This window comes from Knoellia altitudinis (genome assembly GCF_042666355.1).
Lineage (GTDB): Bacteria > Actinomycetota > Actinomycetes > Actinomycetales > Dermatophilaceae > Knoellia > Knoellia altitudinis.
Genome location: NZ_JBHTDK010000002.1, coordinates 186,113 through 206,860 on the forward strand (window position 1 = coordinate 186,113; position 20,748 = coordinate 206,860).

23 protein-coding genes are annotated in these 20,748 nt (G+C 67.9%); 13 read left to right on the forward strand and 10 right to left on the reverse strand.

Annotated features, from left to right (window positions below):
• The first annotated feature begins 48 nt into the window (after positions 1-48).
• Positions 49-1,401 (forward strand): class II 3-deoxy-7-phosphoheptulonate synthase, encoded by a 1,353-nt coding sequence (locus tag ACFQW8_RS15625; RefSeq protein WP_380088979.1) that lies wholly within the window; start codon positions 49-51, stop codon positions 1,399-1,401.
• Complete coding sequence (locus tag ACFQW8_RS15630) at positions 1,394-2,479, forward strand: threonine aldolase family protein (protein WP_380088981.1); 1,086 nt, start codon at positions 1,394-1,396, stop codon at positions 2,477-2,479. The genes ACFQW8_RS15625 and ACFQW8_RS15630 overlap by 8 nt, the downstream gene beginning before the upstream one ends.
• A gap of 20 nt (positions 2,480-2,499) precedes the next feature.
• Here ACFQW8_RS15630 and ACFQW8_RS15635 read toward each other — a convergent pair whose 3' ends face one another.
• From ACFQW8_RS15635 to ACFQW8_RS15645, 3 genes are all read right to left on the reverse strand, one after another.
• Positions 2,500-3,435 carry a DMT family transporter gene (locus ACFQW8_RS15635; protein WP_380088982.1) on the reverse strand — a complete coding sequence of 312 codons (936 nt, stop codon included), beginning with the start codon at positions 3,433-3,435 and terminating at the stop codon, positions 2,500-2,502.
• 1 nt (position 3,436) lies between these two features.
• Positions 3,437-5,365, reverse strand: a complete 1,929-nt coding sequence (gene pknB / locus ACFQW8_RS15640; RefSeq protein ID WP_380088983.1) for a Stk1 family PASTA domain-containing Ser/Thr kinase — start codon at positions 5,363-5,365, stop codon at positions 3,437-3,439.
• Positions 5,366-5,427: 62 nt separating this feature from the next.
• Positions 5,428-6,564, reverse strand: a complete 1,137-nt coding sequence (locus ACFQW8_RS15645) for a LysM peptidoglycan-binding domain-containing protein (RefSeq protein WP_380088985.1) — start codon at positions 6,562-6,564, stop codon at positions 5,428-5,430.
• A gap of 140 nt (positions 6,565-6,704) precedes the next feature.
• On the opposite strand from ACFQW8_RS15645, the gene ACFQW8_RS15650 reads away from it, so the two are divergent.
• A complete protein-coding gene (locus ACFQW8_RS15650) occupies positions 6,705-7,076 on the forward strand; it encodes an Rv2175c family DNA-binding protein (protein WP_380088986.1) in 372 nt (123 codons plus the stop codon).
• Between the two features lie 137 nt (positions 7,077-7,213).
• Here ACFQW8_RS15650 and ACFQW8_RS15655 read toward each other — a convergent pair whose 3' ends face one another.
• Together ACFQW8_RS15655 and ACFQW8_RS15660 are read right to left on the reverse strand one after the other, a co-directional pair.
• Positions 7,214-7,942 (reverse strand): class I SAM-dependent methyltransferase, encoded by a 729-nt coding sequence (locus ACFQW8_RS15655; protein ID WP_380088988.1) that lies wholly within the window; start codon positions 7,940-7,942, stop codon positions 7,214-7,216.
• A gap of 114 nt (positions 7,943-8,056) precedes the next feature.
• Positions 8,057-9,499 carry a DUF4041 domain-containing protein gene (locus ACFQW8_RS15660; protein ID WP_380088989.1) on the reverse strand — a complete coding sequence of 481 codons (1,443 nt, stop codon included), beginning with the start codon at positions 9,497-9,499 and terminating at the stop codon, positions 8,057-8,059.
• Positions 9,500-9,867: 368 nt separating this feature from the next.
• On the opposite strand from ACFQW8_RS15660, the gene ACFQW8_RS15665 reads away from it, so the two are divergent.
• The 3 genes from ACFQW8_RS15665 (at position 9,868) to ACFQW8_RS15675 (ending at position 11,667) form a co-directional block, all read left to right on the forward strand.
• Positions 9,868-10,089, forward strand: a complete 222-nt coding sequence (locus ACFQW8_RS15665; RefSeq protein ID WP_380088991.1) for a hypothetical protein — start codon at positions 9,868-9,870, stop codon at positions 10,087-10,089.
• Between the two features lie 101 nt (positions 10,090-10,190).
• The gene (locus tag ACFQW8_RS15670) at positions 10,191-10,616 is read left to right on the forward strand and encodes a DUF4262 domain-containing protein (RefSeq protein ID WP_380088993.1); all 426 of its coding nucleotides are present in this window, start codon (positions 10,191-10,193) and stop codon (positions 10,614-10,616) included.
• A gap of 730 nt (positions 10,617-11,346) precedes the next feature.
• Complete coding sequence (locus ACFQW8_RS15675) at positions 11,347-11,667, forward strand: pentapeptide repeat-containing protein (RefSeq protein WP_380088995.1); 321 nt, start codon at positions 11,347-11,349, stop codon at positions 11,665-11,667.
• A 162-nt stretch (positions 11,668-11,829) separates the two neighbouring features.
• Here the strand turns inward: ACFQW8_RS15675 and ACFQW8_RS15680 are convergent, their stop codons facing one another.
• Entirely contained in the window at positions 11,830-13,050 is a 1,221-nt protein-coding gene (locus tag ACFQW8_RS15680) for a hypothetical protein (protein WP_380088997.1), read from the reverse strand.
• A 518-nt stretch (positions 13,051-13,568) separates the two neighbouring features.
• On the opposite strand from ACFQW8_RS15680, the gene ACFQW8_RS15685 reads away from it, so the two are divergent.
• On the forward strand, positions 13,569-14,219 hold the full coding sequence (locus tag ACFQW8_RS15685; RefSeq protein WP_380088998.1) for a potassium channel family protein: 651 nt from the start codon (positions 13,569-13,571) through the stop codon (positions 14,217-14,219).
• 204 nt (positions 14,220-14,423) lie between these two features.
• Here ACFQW8_RS15685 and ACFQW8_RS15690 read toward each other — a convergent pair whose 3' ends face one another.
• Together ACFQW8_RS15690 and ACFQW8_RS15695 are read right to left on the reverse strand one after the other, a co-directional pair.
• Positions 14,424-14,579 (reverse strand): hypothetical protein, encoded by a 156-nt coding sequence (locus tag ACFQW8_RS15690; protein WP_380089000.1) that lies wholly within the window; start codon positions 14,577-14,579, stop codon positions 14,424-14,426.
• A 206-nt stretch (positions 14,580-14,785) separates the two neighbouring features.
• A complete protein-coding gene (locus tag ACFQW8_RS15695) occupies positions 14,786-15,331 on the reverse strand; it encodes a DUF1349 domain-containing protein (protein ID WP_380089002.1) in 546 nt (181 codons plus the stop codon).
• A 160-nt stretch (positions 15,332-15,491) separates the two neighbouring features.
• Here ACFQW8_RS15695 and ACFQW8_RS15700 point away from each other — a divergent pair, with 160 nt between their 5' ends.
• From ACFQW8_RS15700 to ACFQW8_RS15715, 4 genes are all read left to right on the forward strand, one after another.
• Positions 15,492-16,181 (forward strand): hypothetical protein, encoded by a 690-nt coding sequence (locus ACFQW8_RS15700; protein ID WP_380089003.1) that lies wholly within the window; start codon positions 15,492-15,494, stop codon positions 16,179-16,181.
• Between the two features lie 66 nt (positions 16,182-16,247).
• On the forward strand, positions 16,248-16,652 hold the full coding sequence (locus ACFQW8_RS15705; protein ID WP_380089004.1) for a VOC family protein: 405 nt from the start codon (positions 16,248-16,250) through the stop codon (positions 16,650-16,652).
• On the forward strand, positions 16,649-16,927 hold the full coding sequence (locus ACFQW8_RS15710) for a winged helix-turn-helix transcriptional regulator (RefSeq protein ID WP_380089006.1): 279 nt from the start codon (positions 16,649-16,651) through the stop codon (positions 16,925-16,927). The genes ACFQW8_RS15705 and ACFQW8_RS15710 overlap by 4 nt, the downstream gene beginning before the upstream one ends.
• Before the next feature lie 33 nt (positions 16,928-16,960).
• Positions 16,961-17,545: a GNAT family N-acetyltransferase gene (locus tag ACFQW8_RS15715; RefSeq protein ID WP_380089008.1), complete on the forward strand. Its 585-nt coding sequence runs from the start codon at positions 16,961-16,963 to the stop codon at positions 17,543-17,545.
• A gap of 6 nt (positions 17,546-17,551) precedes the next feature.
• Here the strand turns inward: ACFQW8_RS15715 and ACFQW8_RS15720 are convergent, their stop codons facing one another.
• Positions 17,552-18,637: a polyprenyl synthetase family protein gene (locus ACFQW8_RS15720; protein WP_380089009.1), complete on the reverse strand. Its 1,086-nt coding sequence runs from the start codon at positions 18,635-18,637 to the stop codon at positions 17,552-17,554.
• A gap of 78 nt (positions 18,638-18,715) precedes the next feature.
• Here ACFQW8_RS15720 and metF point away from each other — a divergent pair, with 78 nt between their 5' ends.
• On the forward strand, positions 18,716-19,603 hold the full coding sequence (metF, locus tag ACFQW8_RS15725; protein ID WP_380089010.1) for a methylenetetrahydrofolate reductase [NAD(P)H]: 888 nt from the start codon (positions 18,716-18,718) through the stop codon (positions 19,601-19,603).
• 167 nt (positions 19,604-19,770) lie between these two features.
• On the opposite strand, the gene ACFQW8_RS15730 is transcribed toward metF, so the two are convergent.
• The gene (locus tag ACFQW8_RS15730) at positions 19,771-20,292 is read right to left on the reverse strand and encodes a YbaK/EbsC family protein (protein ID WP_380089011.1); all 522 of its coding nucleotides are present in this window, start codon (positions 20,290-20,292) and stop codon (positions 19,771-19,773) included.
• A 135-nt stretch (positions 20,293-20,427) separates the two neighbouring features.
• Between ACFQW8_RS15730 and ACFQW8_RS15735 the strand changes: the two genes are divergently transcribed.
• Positions 20,428-20,745: a DUF6504 family protein gene (locus tag ACFQW8_RS15735; protein ID WP_380089013.1), complete on the forward strand. Its 318-nt coding sequence runs from the start codon at positions 20,428-20,430 to the stop codon at positions 20,743-20,745.
• The last annotated feature ends 3 nt before the right edge of the window (positions 20,746-20,748 follow it).

Genomic DNA, 20,748 nt, shown 5'->3' on the forward strand with positions numbered 1-20,748 from the left:
CATACGGGCGCCGCAGGCTCGTGCGCACGACGCGCCTATCCTTGGCGGGTGAGCCTGACCACCGATCCCGAACTTCGCACCTCTCTCGAGGCGACTCCCGACCTCCCGGCTGCCCAGCAGCCGCTGTGGCCGGACGCTGCCGCCCTCGACGCTGCCGTCACCGAGCTCGCGACCTATCCGCCGCTCGTCTTCGCCGGCGAGTGCGACGTCCTGCGCGACCGGATGGCTGCCGCCTCCCGCGGGGACGCCTTCGTCCTGCAGGGTGGTGACTGCGCCGAGACCTTCGCCGGTGCCACGGCCGACAACATCAAGAACCGGATCAAGACGATCCTGCAGATGGCGGCCGTGCTCACCTATGGCGCGTCCGTCCCTGTGGTCAAGGTCGGGCGGATGGCGGGGCAGTTCGCCAAGCCGCGCAGCAGCCACACCGAGACCCGCGAAGGCGTGACCCTCCCGGCCTACCGCGGCGACATGGTCAACGACTTCGAGTTCACCGAGGCCGCCCGCAACCCCGACCCGCAGCGACTGGTCAAGGCCTACCACGCGAGCAGCGCGACGCTGAACCTCGTGCGCGCCTTCACGACCGGCGGCTTCGCGGACCTGCGCCACGTCCACGACTGGAACCGTGGCTTCGTCGCCAACTCCGCCAACCAGCGCTACGAGAAGATCGCCCGCGACATCGACAAGGCGATGAAGTTTATGGCCGCGTGTGGCGCGGACTTCGAGGCGATGAAGGGCACCGAGTTCTTCGCCGCGCACGAGGCGCTCCTGCTCGACTACGAGCGGCCCCTCACCCGGGTCGACTCGCGCACCGGCGACCTCTACGACACCTCGGCCCACTTCGTGTGGATCGGCGAGCGCACCCGCGACCTCGGTGGCGCCCATCTCGACTTCGTGAGCCGGATCCACAACCCCATCGGGGTCAAGGTCTCGGCCAAGGCCCAGGTCGACGACCTGCTCCGGATGATCGACCTCGTCGACCCCGAGCGCACGCCGGGCCGCCTGACGTTCATCACCCGCATGGGCGCCGGCCAGGTCCGCGAGTCGCTGCCGTCCATCGTCGAGAAGGTCACGGCGAGTGGCGCGGCCGTCACGTGGATCTGTGACCCGATGCACGGCAACACCTTCGAGTCGGCCTCTGGTTACAAGACCCGCGACTTCGAGGACGTCGTGGACGAGGTGCGTGGCTTCTTCGAGGTGCACCAAGCACTCGGCACCGTGCCCGGCGGCATCCACGTCGAGCTCACCGGCAACGACGTCACCGAGTGCATCGGTGGCGCCGAGAAGATCCTCGACGCCGACCTCAACAAGCGCTACGAGACGGTCTGCGACCCGCGGCTCAACCACCAGCAGAGCCTCGAGCTGGCCTTCCTCGTCGCCGAGATGCTCAGTCGTGACTGACGTGGCCACCTCTGAACCGACACAGGACGCCGGTATGCCGCGTCGCTGGGTTGCCGACCTGCTCTCGGACACGCTGACGCAGCCGACGCCGGCGATGCGTCGCGCGATGGCCGACGCGCCCGTGGGCGACGACGTCTTCGGCGAGGACCCTACGGTCAACGCGCTCGAGTCGCGGGTCGCCGCGCTACTCGGCCACGAGGCGGCCCTCTTCGCACCGACCGGCTCGATGGCCAACCAGCTCGGCATGCGGCTGCACGTCGAGCACGGCCAGGAGATCATCGCCGACACCCTCGCCCACGTCCTGCGGGCCGAGCTCGGTGCCGCCGCGGTGCTGTCGGGCATCTCGTCGCGCACGTGGGCCAGCGAGCGCGGACGCCTGGTGCCGTCGGGGCCGCTGGGTCTCATGAGCGTCGGCGCCGGGCCCTACCAGGTGGGGACCGCCCTCATCGTCGTCGAGAACACCCACAACTTCGGTGGCGGCACGATCCAGCCGCTGGACGCCATCCGCGAGGTGCGGTCGGCGAGCCGCGAGGCCGGCGTGAGGATGCACCTCGACGGTGCGCGCCTCTGGAACGCCCACGTCGCCACCGGTGTGCCGCTCAGCGACTACGGCCGCGAGTTCGACACGGTCAGCGTCTGCCTCTCCAAGGGGCTCGGTGCTCCCGTGGGCTCGGTGCTCGTGGGTTCGGCCGAGCTCATGGCGCGAGCACGGATCTGGCGCAAGCGTTTTGGTGGTGGGATGCGCCAGGTCGGCATCCTCGCAGCGGCCGGTCTGCACGCGCTCGACCACCACATCGAGCGCCTGGCCGAAGACCACGCCCGCGCTGCGCGGTTCGCCGCGGCCGTGGGTGGGGTCGCGCCCGCGGTGCTCGACCCGGCGTCGGTCGAGACCAACATCGTCATGCTCGACCTGTCCTCGACCAGGTGGGCACCCGCTGAGCTGGTCGACGCGGCTGGGGCACACGGCATACGCACGTATGCCGCCGGGCGGACCGGTGTGCGTCTCGTCTGGCACCTCGACGTCGACGACGCGGCCACGGACGCAGCGACCGACGTGTTGGTCGACCTGCTGCGCTGACGTCCTGGCGCGCGGAGGTCTCAGACGTCGTGGTGCAGGATCTCCGCCGGCGGGTCCTCGAGCGCTGACACGTCGTCGGCGTGGGTGCTGCCTCGCAGCTCGACGAGATACATCGCGCAGAGGACGAGACCACCGCCGAGCAGCAGCCGCGCCGTGACGCCCTCGTTGCCGAAGAGGACGGCGAACACGGCCGCGAAGACCGGCTCCATCGCCATGACGATCGCTGCCCGGGTCGCGGTGAGGTGGGCCTGCGCCCACGTCTGCGCGATGAGGACGCCGGCTCCGGCGACCACGGCCATGTAGAGCAGCGAGGTCCACTGACCGCTGGTCGCCGGCAGGGTCACTCCGTCAGGGATGGCCGCGCCGAAGCAGATGACGGCGATGACGGCTGCCTGCACCGTCGACAGCCCCAGCGCCGTGGACCCCGTGGACCAGCGGCCGAGGGCCAGGATGTGCAGGGCATAGATGACGGCGGAGCCTAGGGTGAGGGCCTCGCCGAACCCCATCGCGAGGCCCTGCAGGGACAGCACCCCGATGCCGATGGTCGCGATGAGGGCCGCGACCCAGGCTGCGCGGGGGATGTGGTCGCGCAGCAGCAGCGCGCCGAGCACGGGCGTGAGGACGATGTAGGTCCCGGTGAGGAATCCCGACACGGAGGCGGCGGTCGTCTCAAGTCCGGTGGTCTGCAGGAGCTGCGCCACGGCATACAGGGCTCCGAGTCCGGCACCCAGGGTGAGCTCTCGACGGGTCAGGGCCAGGGTCTGCCGGTGGAACAGTGCGAACATGAGGACCGCGGCGATGCCGAAGCGCACCGCGAGGAAGTCCGCCGACGGGACGTGCTCGACGAGGTCGCGGATGAGGAAGAACGTCGAGCCCCAGACAGCCGTCACTGCGAGGAGCAGCAGGACGGCGAGGCGAGCTCGCCCGTCGTGGACGGGCGATGGGGGAGAGGTCACCTCAGACCGTCGTCACGACGATCTCGGAGCCCTTGCGGACCTGGTCGCCCGAGCCCGGGTTGAGGCCCTGGACGGTGCCGAAGTTGATGCCCGGGATCGCCTGGCGCTCGGTGACCTTGAGGCCGAGCCCTTCGAGCAGGCCCTTGACCTCGGTGAACTGCTTGCCGATGAGGCCTCCGGGCACGGTGACGAGCACCGGCCCCTTGGAGACGACGACAGAGACCTTGTCGCCCTTGAAGAGGTTCCCGCCCGCAGGGTCCTGCCGGATGATCGACCCGTCGGGGATGGTGTCGTCGTTCTCCTCGCCGGTCACCTCGACCACGAGGCCGGCCTTGCCGAGCGTGTCCTGCGCGGAGTCGAGGCTCTTGCCGGTGAAGTTCTCGACCGTGATCGGCTGGCGACCCTTGCTGACCACGAGCGCGACGGCGGTGCCGCGCTTGAGCTGGGTGCCGGCCTTGGGGTTGGTCGAGATGACCTGCCCGTCGTCGACGTCCTCGCTGAACGCCTCAGTGATCTTGCCGGTGACGAGGTTGGCGGCGGTGAGCTGGTTGGTCGCCTCGGCCTGGCTGGTGCCCGGCAGGGGTGGGACGACGTAGCGCTCGGGGCCCTTGGACACGAGGAGCGTGACGGCCGTGCCGCGGCGGACCTCGGCGTCGGCCGCGGGCGTCGTCGAGATGACCAGACCCTTGGCGACGCTCTCGCTGAAGCCGTAACGTCGGTTGGGGTCGAGGTGCTGGGTGCGCAGCGTGGCCTCGGCTGCGACGATCGGCTTGCCCACCACTGCGGGCACGATCGTCGGGGAGCCCGGGCCGGCGATGAAGAACCACGCCGTGGCTGAGGCGATGGCAGCGCACACGACGACGAGGACCCATGGCCAGACGGCCCGGCGTCGGCCGCGGGGGAGGTCGTTGCGCACGGCGACACCGGCAATGGCGGGTGGTGCGCCCCGGACCTGGTCGCGCAACGACGTCTCTGCTCGGGGTGCGGCATGGCGCGAGCGCGCGACCGGCAGCGGGGTCGTGCGGGTAAGGGTCGATGCCGCGGCCTCGGCCGCCGAGGGCCGGTCGTCGAGCTCGTCGCTGGTGAGCTCGCGACGTGCCGTGCGCAACAGGGCGGCGAACGCTGCGGCGTCCGCGGGCCGACCGTCGGGGTCGAGGGACGTCGCCGCCGCCACGACCTCGTCGAGGACCTCGGGCGCCTCGGGGTCACGGCTGCGCAGCCGCGGCGCACCCGCGTGGACGTGCTGGTAGGCGACGTTGATCGCCGTGTCCCCGTCGAACGCCTTGGACCCCGTGAGCATCTCGAAGAGGACGAGACCCGCTGCGTAGACGTCGCTTCGGGCGTCTGCGATGCCCCGCTCGACCTGCTCGGGGGAGAGGTAGGCGACCGTGCCCAGGAGGAGTCCGGACGACGACGTCACGGTCTGCGAGGTCACCGCGCGCGCCAGGCCGAAGTCCGCCACCTTGACCGCACCGTCCTCGCGCAGGATGACGTTCTCGGGCTTGACGTCCCGGTGGATGATGCCGGCGCGGTGGGCCGCGGCGAGGGCGTCGAGCACCGGGATCATGATGTCGATCGCGGCCCGCGGGGTGAGCGACCCCTCGGTGTCGATGACCTCGCGCAGCGTCTGCCCGGGCACGTACTCCATCGCGAGGAACATCCGACCGTCGTCCTCGCCCTGGTCGAAGACGGCGACTACACCGGGGTGCGAGAGGCGGGCTGCGGAGCGGGCCTCGCGGTGGAACCGTGAGCGGAACATGGCGTCCTGAGCCAGGTGCTGGCGCATGACCTTGAGGGCGACCTCGCGGTCGAGACGGGTGTCGAGGGCGAGGTAGACCGTGGCCATCCCACCGTCGGCGAGGCGCTCGATGACGCGGTAGCGACCGTCGAGGATCTCTCCGACGAGACCGTCGGCGGGAGCGGTGGACACCAGTTGAGTGTACGGACTGCGCGGTTGCAGCCCGGGGACCCCGGTGCCCGACGCTGCCGGTGTCACATACGACCCCTGAGCGCCTTGATGTTGGCCACATAGCTCTTGGTGTCGGTGAACATCCCACGCGTCGTCACCGAGTGCAGGCCCTGGTAGTAGCCCGCGATGGCCATGTCCTCGGACGGGGCGGCGCGAGTGAGAGCGCGCAGCATGACAACTCCCGCCGTCACGTTGTCCTCGGGGTCGAGCAGGTCGAGCTTGCGTCCGATGAGGGAGGACGCCCACTCACCGCCGGAGGGGATGACCTGCATGATCCCGACCGCGTTGGCCACCGACACCTGCCGCTGGTTCCACCCGGACTCCTGCATCGAGATCGCGAGCGCGAGCCGCGGGTCGACCCCGTGCCGGCGGGCGGTCGCCTTGATGAGGGCCTTGGTCTCGGAGCGCGTCGGCACGGAGCGGCCGGCGAGGATCTCACGGTTGCGCGCGGCGTTCTGGACGATGCGGTCGGGGTAGGTGCGCCCGGCGAAGGTGTTCGGCAGCGCCGCCTGGGGGGCGGACTTGCGAGCCGCGGTGCCCGGCAGGGTGAGGCGCTGGCCGGGGTAGATCATCGTGCCGCGCAGGCCGTTGGCCTTGACGATCGAGGAGACGGTGCGACCGGTGCGGGCCGAGATGGCGAGCAGGGTGTCACCGTTCTTGACCGTGTATGCCGCACTCGACGACTTGGCCCTGCTGCTCGCCTTTGCGCCGGTGCCCTGCGAGGGCCCCGCCGCTCCGGAGAGGCGCAGCTGCTGGCCCGGGTAGATGAAGGACCGCGGGGAGATGCCGTTGGCCTTGGCGATCGCGGGGACGGTCGTGCCGTAGCGGGCGGCGATGCCGTAGAGGGTGTCACCGGCCCTGACCGTGTGGCTTCCGGCCGAACGGGACGTTGCGCGGGGGCCAGCCTTGGCCGTTGACCCCGCGCGGCCTGGAACCTGGATGGTGGAGCCGGCCCAGAGCCGACGGGCGTCGCTGATGTGGTTCTTGGCGGCAAGTGCACGTGGTGTCGTGCGGAAGGTCGCGGCGAGGCCGATGAGGGTGTCGCCGTCCTTCACCGTGTAGGAGGTCCACCCGTGTGGTGCCGGGCTGGAGTGGGTCGAGACCGTCGTAGGGACGAGGACGGCGGGTGGCACCGTCGCGGGGGGCAGGGCGATGACCATGAGGCCGTCCTTTCCAAGGCGACGGCCGGCGAGGCCGTCGTGGAGACACGTGTTGACAATGAGACAGATGTGGTAGGCGTTGACAGAGTAGCGGGTGAGACTAGTCCGTGCGAGGGGTAGCGGTGTGGCACGCTTGCCTCGTGAAAGACCAGGACACCGATCTCGAGGCCCTCGTCGGCCAGTGGCTGACCGTTCCCGACCTCGCCGAGCGGCTCGACCTGCCCCTGTCGGCCGTGCGTCAGCTCATCGACGACCGCGAGGTGCTCTCCGCTCGCATCGGCGAGCGGCGCGTCGTCGCCGTGCCCGAGAAGTTCCTCGACGACGAGGGCGTCATGTCCTCGCTCAAGGGCACGTTCACCGTGCTCGGCGACGGCGGCATGAACGACATCGAGATCCTCACGTGGCTCTTCACCCCGGATCCCACACTGCCCGTCGAAGGTGCCCCCATCGACTCGCTCCGTGGCGGGTTCAAGACCGAGGTGCGACGACGGGCCATGGAACTCGCCTTCTGATTCGTCCTTGTACTCGCACCGCAGAGACGAGCTGCGTCGTGTGGCATGTGGCGTTGGAACGTCCGCTCATGCCGATGAGCGAGCGCGTTGGTCTCGGATTCGGTCCGACACCTGAGAGGCGGCATTGAGTCGCGAACCTAGACGACGGCCTCCAGAGTGAAGAAGATGAAGCTGATAAAGCGGGTGGGGTCGGGCTCGCTTTGAGGCAGCAGGTCGTGCGGCGTATCCGGCGACACCGGTGGCTCGCTGATCGCCGAGATCCTGAAGCCGGCAGCGCTGAACGCCTCCGACATCGCGCTCAGCGGGCGGTACCAGATCGTCAGGGTGGCGGAGACGCCGTCGAACTCGTACTCTTCCGCGTTCGGCACGGTCGCGAAGTAGTTCACGTCGGGGTACATCACTGGCGGGATGACCGGGTGGTTGACCACCACGACCAGGCGACCGCCGGGCTTCAGCACCCGACGCAGTTCGGACAGCGGGCGCGACCAGTCCTCGAGGTAGTGCAGCACGAGGACGGCCAACGCGTCATCAAAGGCTTCGGAGTCGTACGGAAGCGACTGGGTGAGGTCGGCTATCTTCAGGTCGCTCTCCTCTCCGAGTCGCTCCCGGGCGAGCGCGATCATTGCTTGGCTTGCGTCGAACCCGGCCACGTTCGCGCCTCGCTGGGTCAGATCGGCGAGGAGCGGCCCAGAACCGCAGCCAGCGTCCAGGATCCGCCTCCCTGCGACGTCACCCAACAAGTCCAACACGGCCGGCCGGGCGTACCACCGGTTGAACAGACCGTTTTCGTTCGCCCGCGCGTACGCATCAGCGAAGGCGTCGTAATGGTCCGGCTGCTGCTCGGCGGTCTGCGGTTCGGACGTCATGCCACGCCACTGTGCCAATCGAATGGCAGCGTGAGCGCGAACGACGCGCCCCGACTCATCTCCTCAAACGACCGGATCTGCCGCGATGAGGGTCGTGCGCCGGGGTGTGCGTGTCTACTCGAGGGACGCGACCTCGGTGGCGCCCACGAGTCCTTGCCTGTACTCCAGGGCCTCAGGTTCTTCAACGAACGTCATGAGTTCTCCCGAAAGTGCGGTGAGCGCCTCCCTGGCCTCGGCTGGGGTGACCTTGAAGAACTCCTTACGGTTGTTGACCCGGTTGATGCGTAGGCCGGCGAACCGCTGATGCATCTCTCGTTCGATCTTGACGGCGTTGTCAGAGAAGTACAGCGCGTGAACGTCAAAGATGAACGGAACGGAAGCGTCGCCGAGCTCGCGGACACGGTCCATCGGCTCGAGTCGTCGAGTCATGCCGATCTTGAGGACGCCTGCGCCGAAGGACCCGATGTTGGAGATGACGTAGACATGGCCGGCTGTGAGGGTTCGGGCTCGGAAGTCAACCGCTTCGATCTCTCCAATCACGCCTTCGAGCTGGACTTGGAGTCGCGCGACACCGTCGGCGTCACCCTTCGCTTGTAGCTGTGCGATGGCCTGACGGAAGTGCTGTTCTTCCTTCCGCAGTCGCTGCCGCTCTCGCTCGATCTCTTGCTCGACTTTGCGCTCCTCACGCAGCCGTTCGCGCTCTTCACGTTCGCGCTCTTTCTCTTCAGCAACCTTTTCGAGGTAGTCAGCGGTGAGCTCGAGTTCACGGAGCCGAACCCGGTGGTAGGGGACAGAGACGGCGATGCTCATCGACACACCCAGCTTGGCGATCGTGGTTGCCACCTTGTCTAGACGCTCTTTGGCCGTGTCGAGCTTGTACGGCTTCATGCCGCGGACCAAATTGTCGGCCTCGGCGTTGTACGCCCTGAGCATGAGCTTCGAGATGTCGTTGACCATCTTGCGGCCTTGGGCTTCCGAACCGTTGACCTGCCACGTGGTGCTGGCCGTGATCGCTCCTCCGTCTCGCCTGACCATGGCCCTGATCTGGTCCTGGATGCGGGCAAGCTCGACGCGGTAGGCGACGGAGTCATTGAGAGGGTGGCGATATCGGTAGACGCCGACCTCTTGGAGGATTGCTGTCTCCTCGGTCTCCACCACGGTCTGCCGCAGTGTCGCGATCTGGGTCTGAAGTTGTTGTCGCTGGCGTTCGCCATCTGCGTGCGCTGAAGCAGCGGCCCGCTCGAGAGACTCCACCTCAGCATGCAGCCTGTTGCGCTCTGACTGCAGCTGGACTACATCCATGACTCCAAGTCTGTCGAGCTGGGCTCGAAGTCCGTCGATCTCGGCATGCGCCTCGTCAATGGCTTGTCCCTTGCCGAACAGTTTCGGCTTTGCCCTTTTGGTTTCAGCAGTTGTGGCGACTGGTGGGGTCTGCAACGACGGCGACGGCTGTTCGGGCGTGCGTGGATGCGTGTGGCTCGTCCACTGCTGCCCGTCCCACCACCGGACGATCGTCGAGTCGTTGGGGTCTGGGTACCAGCCCTGGGGTGTCGCCATTGGGTCCCCTCGTGTTCGGTCGTGCGTGCCCCGATAGACCATCACGTCGGCGGCTGTGATGGGACTGATTCGCCCAAACCCATCACCGGTCGACCATCGCAAGTCCCTAGGGCACCGGGCATCAGTGGCCCAATCGGCCTCTCTCTGTTGCGAAGGACGCTGCTGCCGAAAACGTCCGCTCATGCCGCGTTCCGCATGGTCGTGCCGATGACCGGTAGACATGGACGCCAGCGGTTCGCGGTTCCACGAACAGCAATGCCCAAAGTTGAACAATGGCTGTCATGACTCGAGCTGGTCAGCGTCGCTATCGACTCACCACTCCTGGACACCGGGTCTTGCGTGCCCCAAAACCGGATGCCGTACTTGGCGTGATCGAGTCGCTGCCCCGCGACGGTCACGTCCTGCTCGAGAGCATGGACGAGCCCGAGGTCTACGTCCAGGTCTGGCTGCGCCCCGAAGGGCACTATCAGCTCGAAGTGCGTGACGGCTCGCTGCAGCTTTCACTGGGATGGCTGGACGAGCACAGCGGCGACGGCGACGACCACTGGCGGGACGGCTTTCAATGGGACAACATCAGCTGCAGTCTCTGAGCCAGCAAGCAGTCGGCATTTTGCCCGAGACCCGCCTGTCCTCATTTGCCGCGTGCCGCGCGTTCCGACGTGTCCGCACCAAGGTCGCCTAGGGTGCCAGCGTGGACCCTCTGGACGACCTGCGAGCCAAGATCGACACCTACGGTTGGGCGGTTCGGAACGTCTCGGACTCCGACCCGGCGCAGTGCCTCTCGTACACGGTTGGCCTGACTGCACATGATCATCCCGAAGTCGTCATGACTGGGCTCCCACCGGCGGCCGGCACGGCGTTCCTGAACATCGTCGGCGAAATCGTCGTCCATGAAGGGGGACGTTTCGCGGCAGGGGAGGCGACCAGGGAGTTGGCGGATGGTCCGGCGATGCAGGTTCTGGCCGTTAAGGACAAGACCGAACTCACGGCCGTGGACGCCATCTTTGGCGACGTCCCTGCGCTTCAAATCGTTTGGACGGACTCTGGGGGACGCCTTCCGTGGGAGCCCGGCTACGCGAACCCCGTCGGATCACAGAGACTCCTTGGCTCGCTCTGACCGCTGTTGAATCCTCCTCACATGCCGCTCCGTGGGAGGTTCGCCGAACCCTTCTCGATGTGAGAGCTCCTCGATATCTTGGCTCTGTGGGCGACAAACAGGGGCTAGAGGAGCAGCGGCAATTCCTGCGCCTGATTGCCGAGGTGGAACGGGCTATCAACGTCGGCGATCCTCTCAGCGCGCATGAGCTGTTGGATTCCATCGCGGAAGCGGCAGCCCATTCGAGAGACGGGATCGTTGCGCATGTTAAAGCGCGGCTTCCTCAATTGCGGTCGCGCGCCGCAAGCACTAAACAGCTCGCCGCACCAGCCACCCCTGAGGAGCTGTTCGGCTCGCTGGGAGACCAACAGGGGCTTCGAAGCGCTGGAGTCAGCGTGCCTCGATGGTCCGCACAGAAGGTCATTCCTTATCCACCGCCCTCGTGCGATGCACGCCCCGTGTACTGGTGGAGCTGCGATGAGGAGCCCGACCACGCGGACTGGCAGGCGTCTCTCTGGCAGATCAAGCGTGGTCGCCCGTGCCCCTCTTGTCTGCGCGCCCCAGGTATGGGGGCAACGGAGTGGATGCCGCCGGAACCGATCTGGGACGCCCAACTTCCTGGCTTGGGGGGATGGCCTGCTGCCCGACCTTCACACCACGGATCGTTTTGACGAGAAGCCGCTGGCTTCCTCTCATGCCGCGTAAAGGAATGGGCGTCGTCAACTTAGGGCGTGCGTGCTCAACTACGGCCATGACGGCCTCAGGGTTCACAGAGCGCGAGAACTTCGCCGGAGCGGATCTTCGGCCGGCAAGCTTCGATGGCCAATCCTTCAAGCTATGCGACTTTCGCGGGGCAGACCTTCGGGGCGCCTCCCTGCGGGGCTGCCGCTTCGCCGGTAGCGATCTTCGAGAAGCGGATCTCCGAGGTGCCGACCTGACTGACGCTGCGTTCACGTACGTCTCGACCCATAGTGCGGACTATGGGCGCACGGACGTTTCAGGAGTGCAGCTGCAGGACGCTTGCCTCAAACGCGTCACGACGCATCGTGTGATCGGCTGGCCAGCGGACTGACGTCCGCATCTGCCGCGATCCGTTCCACTTCCTAAGCTAGGGACCCGGTGAGCCTTGCTCTGACCCGACGTTCTTGGTTTGCGGATGCGAGAAGAACTCGAACCGTGCCTGTTAACCCGTTGAACGCCTTCGTGCTTGGCCCCGCGCTGTCCCAGCTGGTCGTCAGGATGCCCGAGCCGCGGCCTCGGTTGCAGCACGCTTCTCATCGAGGCGGTCCGAGGCTGTACGGCCTCGCTCTGCGCGGGGCGCGTCGGCTAGGGCGTCAGAGTGCATGGAAACGTTGAGGTCGAAGGTGCCGAAAGCGTCGACGATGGTCGGAGACGATCCCGCCGCGTTGTGGACGCGGTACTCGAATGCATCGTCCAGGTCGATGAAGGTCGAGTTCGCGCCTGTCGCGCCCTTTGGCACGTTGAGGTTGCTGACGTCAGGACGCTCGAGTCCGCCTGCATACAGCGTCAGGTAGGTGTTAGCCGTGGGGTTCGCCACGGTGGTGTTCGCCACGAGCGCATAGGTCTCCCAACCGGCGACAGTGTCTGGCGCCGTTTGCAGACGCGCCTCCCCAGCGCTCAGCGGCTTCGATGGACCGCCGATGCCAGAGCGGGTGTCCATAATGCGCTGAGGCGCCAGCGGCCGGAAGCGGAGGTAGTCACTCGAGTCGTCGTACACACCCACGAGGTCGACGATGACGTGCACCGTACCGGGGCCACGGTTGACGAGCTCGAAGCCCACCCCGTCGGCCGCGTTGGAGCCGTAATACTGCGCCGCTTGGACGGTCATGTTGGCGACGGACTGGTTCGCGGCATAATTGAGGATCGACGTGTCGCTGTTGTAGACGTTGCCGATGTATCCCGGCCCCGTGCCGCCGGTGACCGTGACATTCACTGCCAGCGCGGTGATCCTCGTGTTGTCAGCGTCGCTGACGCCGTAGTCGATGCCGATGCGCGTGCTGTCCCCAGGGGCGAAGGCCCCGTCGCCGGATCGAGAGTCGTACAAGCGAGTAGGCCCGAGGTTGACGTAGGTGCTCGGCCGCGAGGCAGGCGTAGCCGTCGGCAAGCCGTGGTAGTACCCCGTGACGTCCGCGAGAATGTGGGTCGTCCCGCTGCTGTTGTAGATCCTCACCCTGCCGTCGCTGCCGACGGGGATTGTGACCATGTTGGCCCGGTTAGTCCGTGCCGCCACATTGAGATTGGACGTCGCGGGACGCGGCGTGCCAGACGGGTAGACCGTGAGGAAGGTGTTGGTGGACGGCGCCACGGCAGTGAGGTTGAGGACGACAGCCGACACGCCACTAGGCACGTCCCCGCGTCCGGCCACCAGGATCGACAACTCCTTGCCCGCACCAACAACCCCCTTCGGCGCGCCGTTGCCGGTCCTCGTGTCCAACAGCCGTGTCCCTTGAGTCGCGGAGTAAGAGCCTTCGTCGCCCTCGAAGCCAGTCGATGCCGTGCTTCCCGCTGCTGTCGATGTGCGCAGCAGGCCCGCGTGGGCTGCGATAGCTGTGCTACTCGCTGCGGCCGTGCAGACGGTCGTGGCCACGGCGGTCGCAAGGAGCAAGCGCGTCCTTGAGGACATGGTGTCTTTCCCTCCCGATTGGCCGGCCCCAACGGCTAGCAGCAGCAGGCTAGACGAGCCAACGGATTCGACGACCCACTTTTGTGATTATTGCCCGCGTGCCGGCACGTCCTTGGGGCAATCAAGGACCGGGCGCCGCTCGCCTGATGGGTCGAATCACTCGGCCCTCGCCGCAGCAATGTGCTTGCCGGAGGCAGGTGGGGCACAGGGACCGTCAGGCGCCTCCGATCGGAACTCGACACGTCTTGAGGAACGTCCGCTCATGCCGCACGTCGAGCACTTCGTTGGTTTGATGCTCGACGAGCCTCCTCTCGGCCTAACGTGACCAGGTGACTCGGGTGGAACGGTGGGAGCGTCGCGCAGAAGTACCTCTTCTGTTGCTTGCGGTCGCCTTCCTCGTCGCATATGCCTGGCCGGTGCTTGACCCGCGCTTGGACTCAGACCTGCAGAGCTTTCTGACCTTGGCGTCGTGGACGATGTGGGGCGCGTTCGCGATGGACTTCGCGGCGCGCGTCTGGTTAGCGGAGCGCCGCGTCGAGTACACGGCCCGGCAGTGGTACGACGTCGCGCTCATCGTGCTGCCGATGCTGCGCCCACTGCGGCTGCTGAGGCTCTTGGCATTCGCCCGGGTCCTCAATCGCTCAGCAGCGAGCTCGTTGATCGGGCGGGTGTCAACGTACGTCGCAGGTGTCGCCATCTTGGCCGTCTTCCTCGGCGCAATCGCGGTGCTCGATGCGGAACAGGACTCCTCCGAGGCGAATATCGCCTCGTTCGGTGACGCGCTGTGGTGGGCATCGACAACGGTTACGCCAGTGGGCTACGGGGACCGGTTCCCAGATACCACCGAAGGCCGCTTCATCGCAGTCGCGCTGATGATCGTCGGTATCGCGGTGGTCGGTGCGGTGACCGCATCGATTGCGACCTGGATGGTGGGACAGGTTCAGCGCGCGAGCGATGGGGATACTCCACCCTCCGAGTGAGCCCGACGAACGTCCCCTCATGCCGCGATCAAGCGTGTGGTCGGGTTTGAAGACGTACACGAGAGATGGCGACCCGTCCGGCCAACTCGACGTGGCGGCTCGCGTCGGTATTGAACGTGAGTCTGGCGATCACAGGCCGCATGGGGCGACGCGATGCGCTCACGCGTGGGCGAACGGGTGAAACGCACCCATCTGCCGGCCGCGTTAGGTGCGTTCAGGGCTCTGCTGCAGCAGGGCTGCCGCGACAGCGGTCACGATGACGCCAAGGGTAAGGACGATGAACCCAGGGCCCGGCAGCGGGATGAGCGCCCCGCCAAGGGCGATGAGGGTCAGTCCGATTCCGAGCAACACCTTCAGCACGATCACATCCTTGACCGTCTCAATGGCTAGCGGTGGCCTGTCGCGCATCTGGCGCGTTTCGCGCTGTGCCGGGTTGAGGGCGGGTCGCAGGCCGCACGACAAGGCGCCTTCTGCGATGGCATGCGACGACCCCGGTGACAGCAGGGCACGACGACGTCGTTCGTGAACGTTCGCTGAGGAGCGAGCGCTGACACGCTCGCGTCTGCTCAGGGGTGGAGAGACTGGTCTGCCTCGACGAGTCGCAGGTCGGTGAACCGCACGACCAGACCAGAGCACGTGGGGGCGCAGCACAGAAGCCCCACGCTGAGCGGCCCGGGCGGCAAGGGTGCCACTCGGACAAGACGCCAGGGTTCGTCGCCGCTTCGGGCCCGGACCGTGAGCGCATTGCCCTTGCGACTTGCGCGCACGACCACGGCCTGGCCCAACCACTCCGGCACGGGGGCGACCGACCAGTCCGAGACGCCTCGCGTGACGACTGCTCCCAACTGCAGGACGCCGTCGGCCAGCTCGACGCCGGCCTTGATCCACTGCTCCGCGTCGGCGCGGATCAGCAGGCCCGCCTGGTCGAACTGGGCCGAGAAGTCAGCGATGAAGCTGACCTCAGCGGCCGTCCCGTCGGGGAAGTCGGTGAGCAGGGCGTGACCTGTGTCGTGAATGAAGCCGTACGACGTGGTGCGCCACAGGTCGCTGCCCTCCGCTGCGGTGACCAGCAGGTCGTCCTGGTCCCGGGCGACCTGCGGGGGTGGGTTCAACCAGTCAAGGTGCCGCCAACCCGTACGCCACCCGTCGGCCGGTCCTCGATCGCTCACGGAGTCAACCCTCCCACGACTGCCTGTTCGCGGGGTGGCGGTGACCTTCCGGTAGCGGTGTGTCCGTGCAGTTGCCTCGCCTCGGTTCTGGTACCACTGGAGCGTGGTGGCAGGGAAGACGGCGGCGGAGCACGAGGCCGGGGTCCGCGCGAGCCTGGCGTGGTACGAGGACGTCTTCGCCGTGCACGGGATCTCCACTCGGTCCGACGACGCCCTGTGGTGGGCACTGTCCGATCCGCCCCCGTGGCACTCCGCAGCCAAGACGGTGCGACGCGACGTCACGGTCGACCGCGTGCTGCGCGCCATGGAGCCGTTCGAGCACTGCTCCGTCGCCGACTCGTACGGCACGGTCGACCTCGCGCCAGCAGGTTTCCAGCAGTTGTTCGAGGCCGACTGGCTGCACCGCGAGGCGGCTTCCCCTCAAGCCAGCCTCCCCAAGGGGTGGGGCGTCGTCTCCGACCCTGACGAGCTGGGGAGGTGGAACGAGCTGCACGACTACACGGGGGTGCTCCTTCCGGCATTCCTCGAGCACCCGCGCTTCACCATCCTTGCCCAGCGAGAGAGCGAGGAGCTGGTCGGCGGCGCCGTGCTGCACGAAGCCGGGGCCACGGTGGAGCTGTCCAACGCCTGGGCCGCTGGAGGGCAACAGGAGGACGTTGCCGCCATGGTCGCGTGCGCGGCGGTCCTCCACCCCGGCCGAGCACTTGTCGGCTACGCGCACGGGGACGAGCTGGGCCGGTGGATCGCGGCCGGCTTCCACACCACCGGACCGCAGGTCGTGTGGGTGCGCTGAGCTGCCTGTCCCGATGGAGAGCGACAGCTCTTGACGGGCCCACTTGCATTTTGCAAGTATGACCGCATGAGCCTCTTCATCACCTGCCCCGTCCAGAGCGTCGAGCGCGCAACCGCCTTCTACACGGCCCTGGGCTGGACGCTCAACCCGGAGATGTCCGACCACAACGTGTCGTGCTTCGCCATCGCGCCCGAGCAGTACCTCATGCTGGGCAGCCGAGAGATGTACGCGAACATCGGGGGAGTCGAGGAGCTGGTCGGCGGACCGGACACACCCTCGAAGGTCACGGTGTCGTTCGACCTCGGCAGCAGGGAGGCGGTCGACGAGCTGGTCGACCGTGCTGGTGCAGCCGGCGGACGAATCGGTGACATCGACGACTATCCCTTCATGTACCAGCGCCAGTTCGACGATCCCGACGGCTACCACTACTCGCCGTTCTGGATGAAGCCGAACACCGACCCGACCGAGTGAGCGACCTCGCCGCGGCCCTCGAGATCGTCGGCAGTCGGTGGGCACTGCTCATCGTGGAGCGGCTGCTCGAAGGCCCGCAGCGCTACGGCGACCTTCAGCGCGAGCTCGGGACGCCGACGAACATGCTGGCGACCCGCCTACGCGAGCTGGAGGCGGCAGGCGTGCTGACCCGTCTGCCTCTTCGACACAACACACGCGCCTATGTGCTGACCGATCGAGGGCTCGCACTGGGCGAGGCGATCACTGCCCTCGGACGCTGGGGGGCCGAACGGTAGGAGTCCACGTCCGACGCGGTCTAGGTTGCCAACATGTCCGAGATCACGATCAGGTCGCTCACCTCGGAGACCTTTGACGACTTCGCAGCCCTCGTCGAGCGCAACAAGGGGATGTTCGCCAGCTGCTGGTGCACCTGGTTCCATCCCGATGACCGGGAGCCGGACGGGGCCGCCGAGGACAACCGGGCGTTCAAGAAGCGCCGGGTGGACGAGGGGATCGCGCACGCGGCGTTGGTCTACGACGAGGACCTGGCCATCGCCTGGGCGGAGTACGGCACACCTGAGGAGCTACCCGGCATCCACCACCGCAAGGAGTATCTGGCCACGGCCGAGCAACTGCCCGACTACCGGATCACCTGCATCCAGGTCGAGAAGGCCCACCGTGGCCAGGGGCTGGCGTCGGTTGCCCTGCGCGGAGCCGTGGACCTGATCGCGCAGGCGGGCGGCGGCGTGGTCGAGGGCTACCCCCACGACACCGGCGGGAAACGGAAGAAGAACTCGTCGTTCCTCTACAACGGCACCCGCACGATGTACGAGCGCGAGGGCTTCACCTATGACCGCCCCAAAGGCCTGGGCAACTGCGTGATGGTGCGGAAGGTGGCCCCTACCGACAGTTGACGGGCGTCAGGCGGTGCGGGCGGTGCTGATCTCGACGAGCTGGTCGAGGATGACTGCGGCGTCGGGCGCGACGCCCGTGGCCGCCGCGAGGGAGGTGCGGGCACTGGCGGCGAGACGGCTGATCTCGGACTCGACCGCGTCGACGGCTCCCGAGTCGGTGATGACCGCTCGAAGGTCGTCGACAGCGGTGGTCCCGAGGTTCGGGTCGCCGAGGGCGGTGCGGAGGAGCTGGCGTCCGGCGTCGTCGGTGCCGCTCAGGGTGTGCGCGATGAGCACGGTGCGCTTGCCCTCGCGCAGGTCGTCGCCGGCCGGCTTGCCGGTCGTCTCGGGATCGCCGAAGACCCCGAGGAGGTCGTCGCGCAGCTGGAACGCGTGCCCGAGGTCGAGGCCGTAGGAGGACAGGTGGGCGAGGTCGCTCTCGCCGAGGCCCCCGGCGGTGGCACCGATGAGGAGCGGGTGCTCGACGGTGTACTTGGCGCTCTTGTAGCGGATGACCCGCTGGGCGCGCTCGATGCGCTCGCTCGCCGCGAGGTCGTCCCACGGGCGGACCGAGTCGACGACGTCGAGGAACTGCCCCGCCATGAGCTGGGTGCGCATCCGGTCGAAGACCACGCGTCCTTGCGCCAGGTCCGACGCGTCGAGCCCACTCGTGGCGACCAGCTCGTCGGTCCAGGTGAGGCAGAGGTTGCCGGCGAGGATGGCGCCAGCCACGCCGAAACGCTCGTCGTCACCGCCCCAGCCACGCTCGGTGTGGACGGCTGCGAGCGCACGGTGGGCGGCCGGCATACCCCGTCGGGTGTCCGAGTCGTCCATGACGTCGTCATGGATGAGCGCAGCGGCCTGGAAGAACTCCATGGCGGTCGCGAGGCGGACGAGCTCGTCCGAGTCGGCGCGGCCGGCGGCGCGGTGGCCCCAGTAGAGGAACGCGGCACGCAGTCGCTTGCCCCCGGCGAGCAGGGATCCGACGCGGTCGAGGAGGTCGGTGACGTCCGGTCCGAGCTCGTCGAGGACGACGGCCTGGCGTCGCAGCTCCTCGTCGATGCAGGCCTGCACGCGTGCGCGGAGATCTGCCTCGTCCAACGGGCTGGTCACGAACGCTCCTCGCATCTCACGCATCTCACGGGGTGTGGGTCTGAGCCTACGGCCTGCCCACTGGACTAATCTCACCCCATGGCACCCCGCTCCATCCCCCAGCTCCTCTCGTCCGAGCGGCCCTCGGTGAGCTTCGAGTTCTTCCCGCCCAAGGACGACGTGTCCGAGGCGGCGCTGTGGGATGCCATCCGACGGCTCGAGCGCGTTCGACCCGACTTCGTGTCGGTGACCTACGGCGCCGGGGGGACGACGCAGGACCGCACCGTCCGGGTCACCGAGCGCATCGCGCGCGAGACGACCCTGACCCCGTTGGCCCACCTGACCTGCGTCGGTGCGTCCGTCGAGGACGTCCGCCGGGTCATCGGTCAGTATGCCGCCGCGGGAGTGCGCAACATCCTCGCCCTGCGTGGCGACCCACCGGGCGACCCCGGCGGCGAGTGGGTCGCCCACCCCGAGGGCCTCAACCACGCGACCGACCTCGTGGCGCTCATCCGCACGCTCGGCGACTTCACGATCGGCGTCGCGGCCTTCCCCGACGTGCACCCGGCCTCCCCGGACCTCGACCACGACGTCGACATCATGCTCAAGAAGGCCGACGCCGGCGCGAGCTTCGCCGTCACGCAGATGGTCTTCGACGCCGACAGCTATCTCCGCCTGCGCGACCGGGTCGCCGAGCACCGCGACCTGCCGATCACGCCCGGACTCATGCCGGTGACCAACCTCAGGCAGATCACCCGGATGTCGCAGCTCATGGGGACGCCACTGCCCAAGGCCGTCGTCGACCGGCTCGAGGCCGTGAGCGAGGATCCGGCCGCGGTGCGTGCGGTCGGCGTCGAGATCGCGACCGAGCTGGCCCAACGCATGCTCGCCGAGGGCGCGCCGGGGCTGCACTTCATCACGATGAACCGCTCCACGGCGACGCTCGAGGTCTACGAGAACCTCGGGCTGTCCGCCGGGGCTCGCTGACCCTGGTCCGAGTATCTCGGGTCCGCCGAACCTGAGTACGTGTACTGATCCGGCACCACCTTCGTTGCCGCCAGAGTGATCACGCGGCCGCGTGGCCGGGTCGGTGAGTGTGGAGGGGCGCTCGTCATCCCGGCGACGCGGCCGTCTCGCGTGTCGCGACCGGTGCGTCAGTCGACCTGGATCGCCTTGCCGCTCGTGATGCGGAGCAGCTCGTCGTACGTCGTGCGGAAGACGGAGTGGCTGTGCCCGGCCGCGGCCCACACCACGTCGAAGCTGCTGAGCGTCACGTCGACGACGGTGCGCAGGGGAGTGGGGTGCCCGACCGGCGCCACCCCGCCGATGGCGAAGCCGGTCCACTCGCGCACCTGCTCGGGCGTGGCCTTCTCGACGGCGGCGAGGTCGAGCAGGGCGGCGATGCGGTCCTGGTCGACGCGGCGACCACCCGAGGCGAGCACGAGGAGCGGCTCGGTCGAGCCGTCGTGACGGCGCCCGGCGAAGACGAGCGAGTTGGCGATCTCGGAGGGGGAGACCCCGAGTGCCTCGGCGGCGGCCCGGGCCGTGCGGACGGCATCGGGGAGATAGCGCACGACGGTCTGGACACGGTGTGTCGCAAGGGTGCTCAGCACAGCAGCGACCGAGGGGTGGTTGCTCAGGTCTCGTTGAGAGACGGCGTCCCCGGGCTGGCTCATCTCGTCAGCGTAGGGGCTTGACGGCGTGCTGTCCGGCGGTTGTACAGTGGAGGTGTTCGAACAGGCGTTCGAACCTTGGCGATCATCTCGATCGCTCTCTCACCTCCATCCCATCCTGCCTGAGGAGGCCATGTCGTGGTGCGCCGGTACGAAGAACGCGTCGAGGTCCGGGTCGAGGCCGCGGCGCCCGTCACGGATGGCTCGCTCGCCGTCCGGTGCCGCCCGCGTGCGTTCGTCTGGCGCGGCCGCATCCTCGTCGTCCGAGAGGTCCTCGAGGACTGGAGCGAGCGCCGGTCGTGGTGGCGCGACCTCGGTGACCTCGGTGCGCGTCCCGAGCGGCACGTCTGGCGGGTCGAGGCCGGCAGCGCCGCGGGCACCGGCGTCTACGACCTCGCCTCCGACGCCGCCGACGGCTGCAGCGACCCCTGGGTCCTGCTCCGGGCCCAGGACTGATCG

Excerpts from the sequence above, each read along its gene's own strand:
- metF (WP_380089010.1), top strand. The coding sequence starts at position 18,716 with ATGGCACCCCGCTCCATCCCCCAGCTCCTCTCGTCCGAGCGGCCCTCG.
- ACFQW8_RS15645 (WP_380088985.1), bottom strand. The coding sequence starts at position 6,564 with ATGGTCATCGCCCTGCCCCCCGCGACGGTGCCACCCGCCGTCCTCGTC.
- ACFQW8_RS15675 (WP_380088995.1), top strand. The coding sequence starts at position 11,347 with ATGACGGCCTCAGGGTTCACAGAGCGCGAGAACTTCGCCGGAGCGGAT.
- ACFQW8_RS15705 (WP_380089004.1), top strand. The coding sequence starts at position 16,248 with ATGAGCCTCTTCATCACCTGCCCCGTCCAGAGCGTCGAGCGCGCAACC.
- ACFQW8_RS15660 (WP_380088989.1), bottom strand. The coding sequence starts at position 9,499 with ATGGCGACACCCCAGGGCTGGTACCCAGACCCCAACGACTCGACGATC.
- ACFQW8_RS15715 (WP_380089008.1), top strand. The coding sequence starts at position 16,961 with ATGTCCGAGATCACGATCAGGTCGCTCACCTCGGAGACCTTTGACGAC.
- ACFQW8_RS15655 (WP_380088988.1), bottom strand. The coding sequence starts at position 7,942 with ATGACGTCCGAACCGCAGACCGCCGAGCAGCAGCCGGACCATTACGAC.
- ACFQW8_RS15730 (WP_380089011.1), bottom strand. The coding sequence starts at position 20,292 with ATGAGCCAGCCCGGGGACGCCGTCTCTCAACGAGACCTGAGCAACCAC.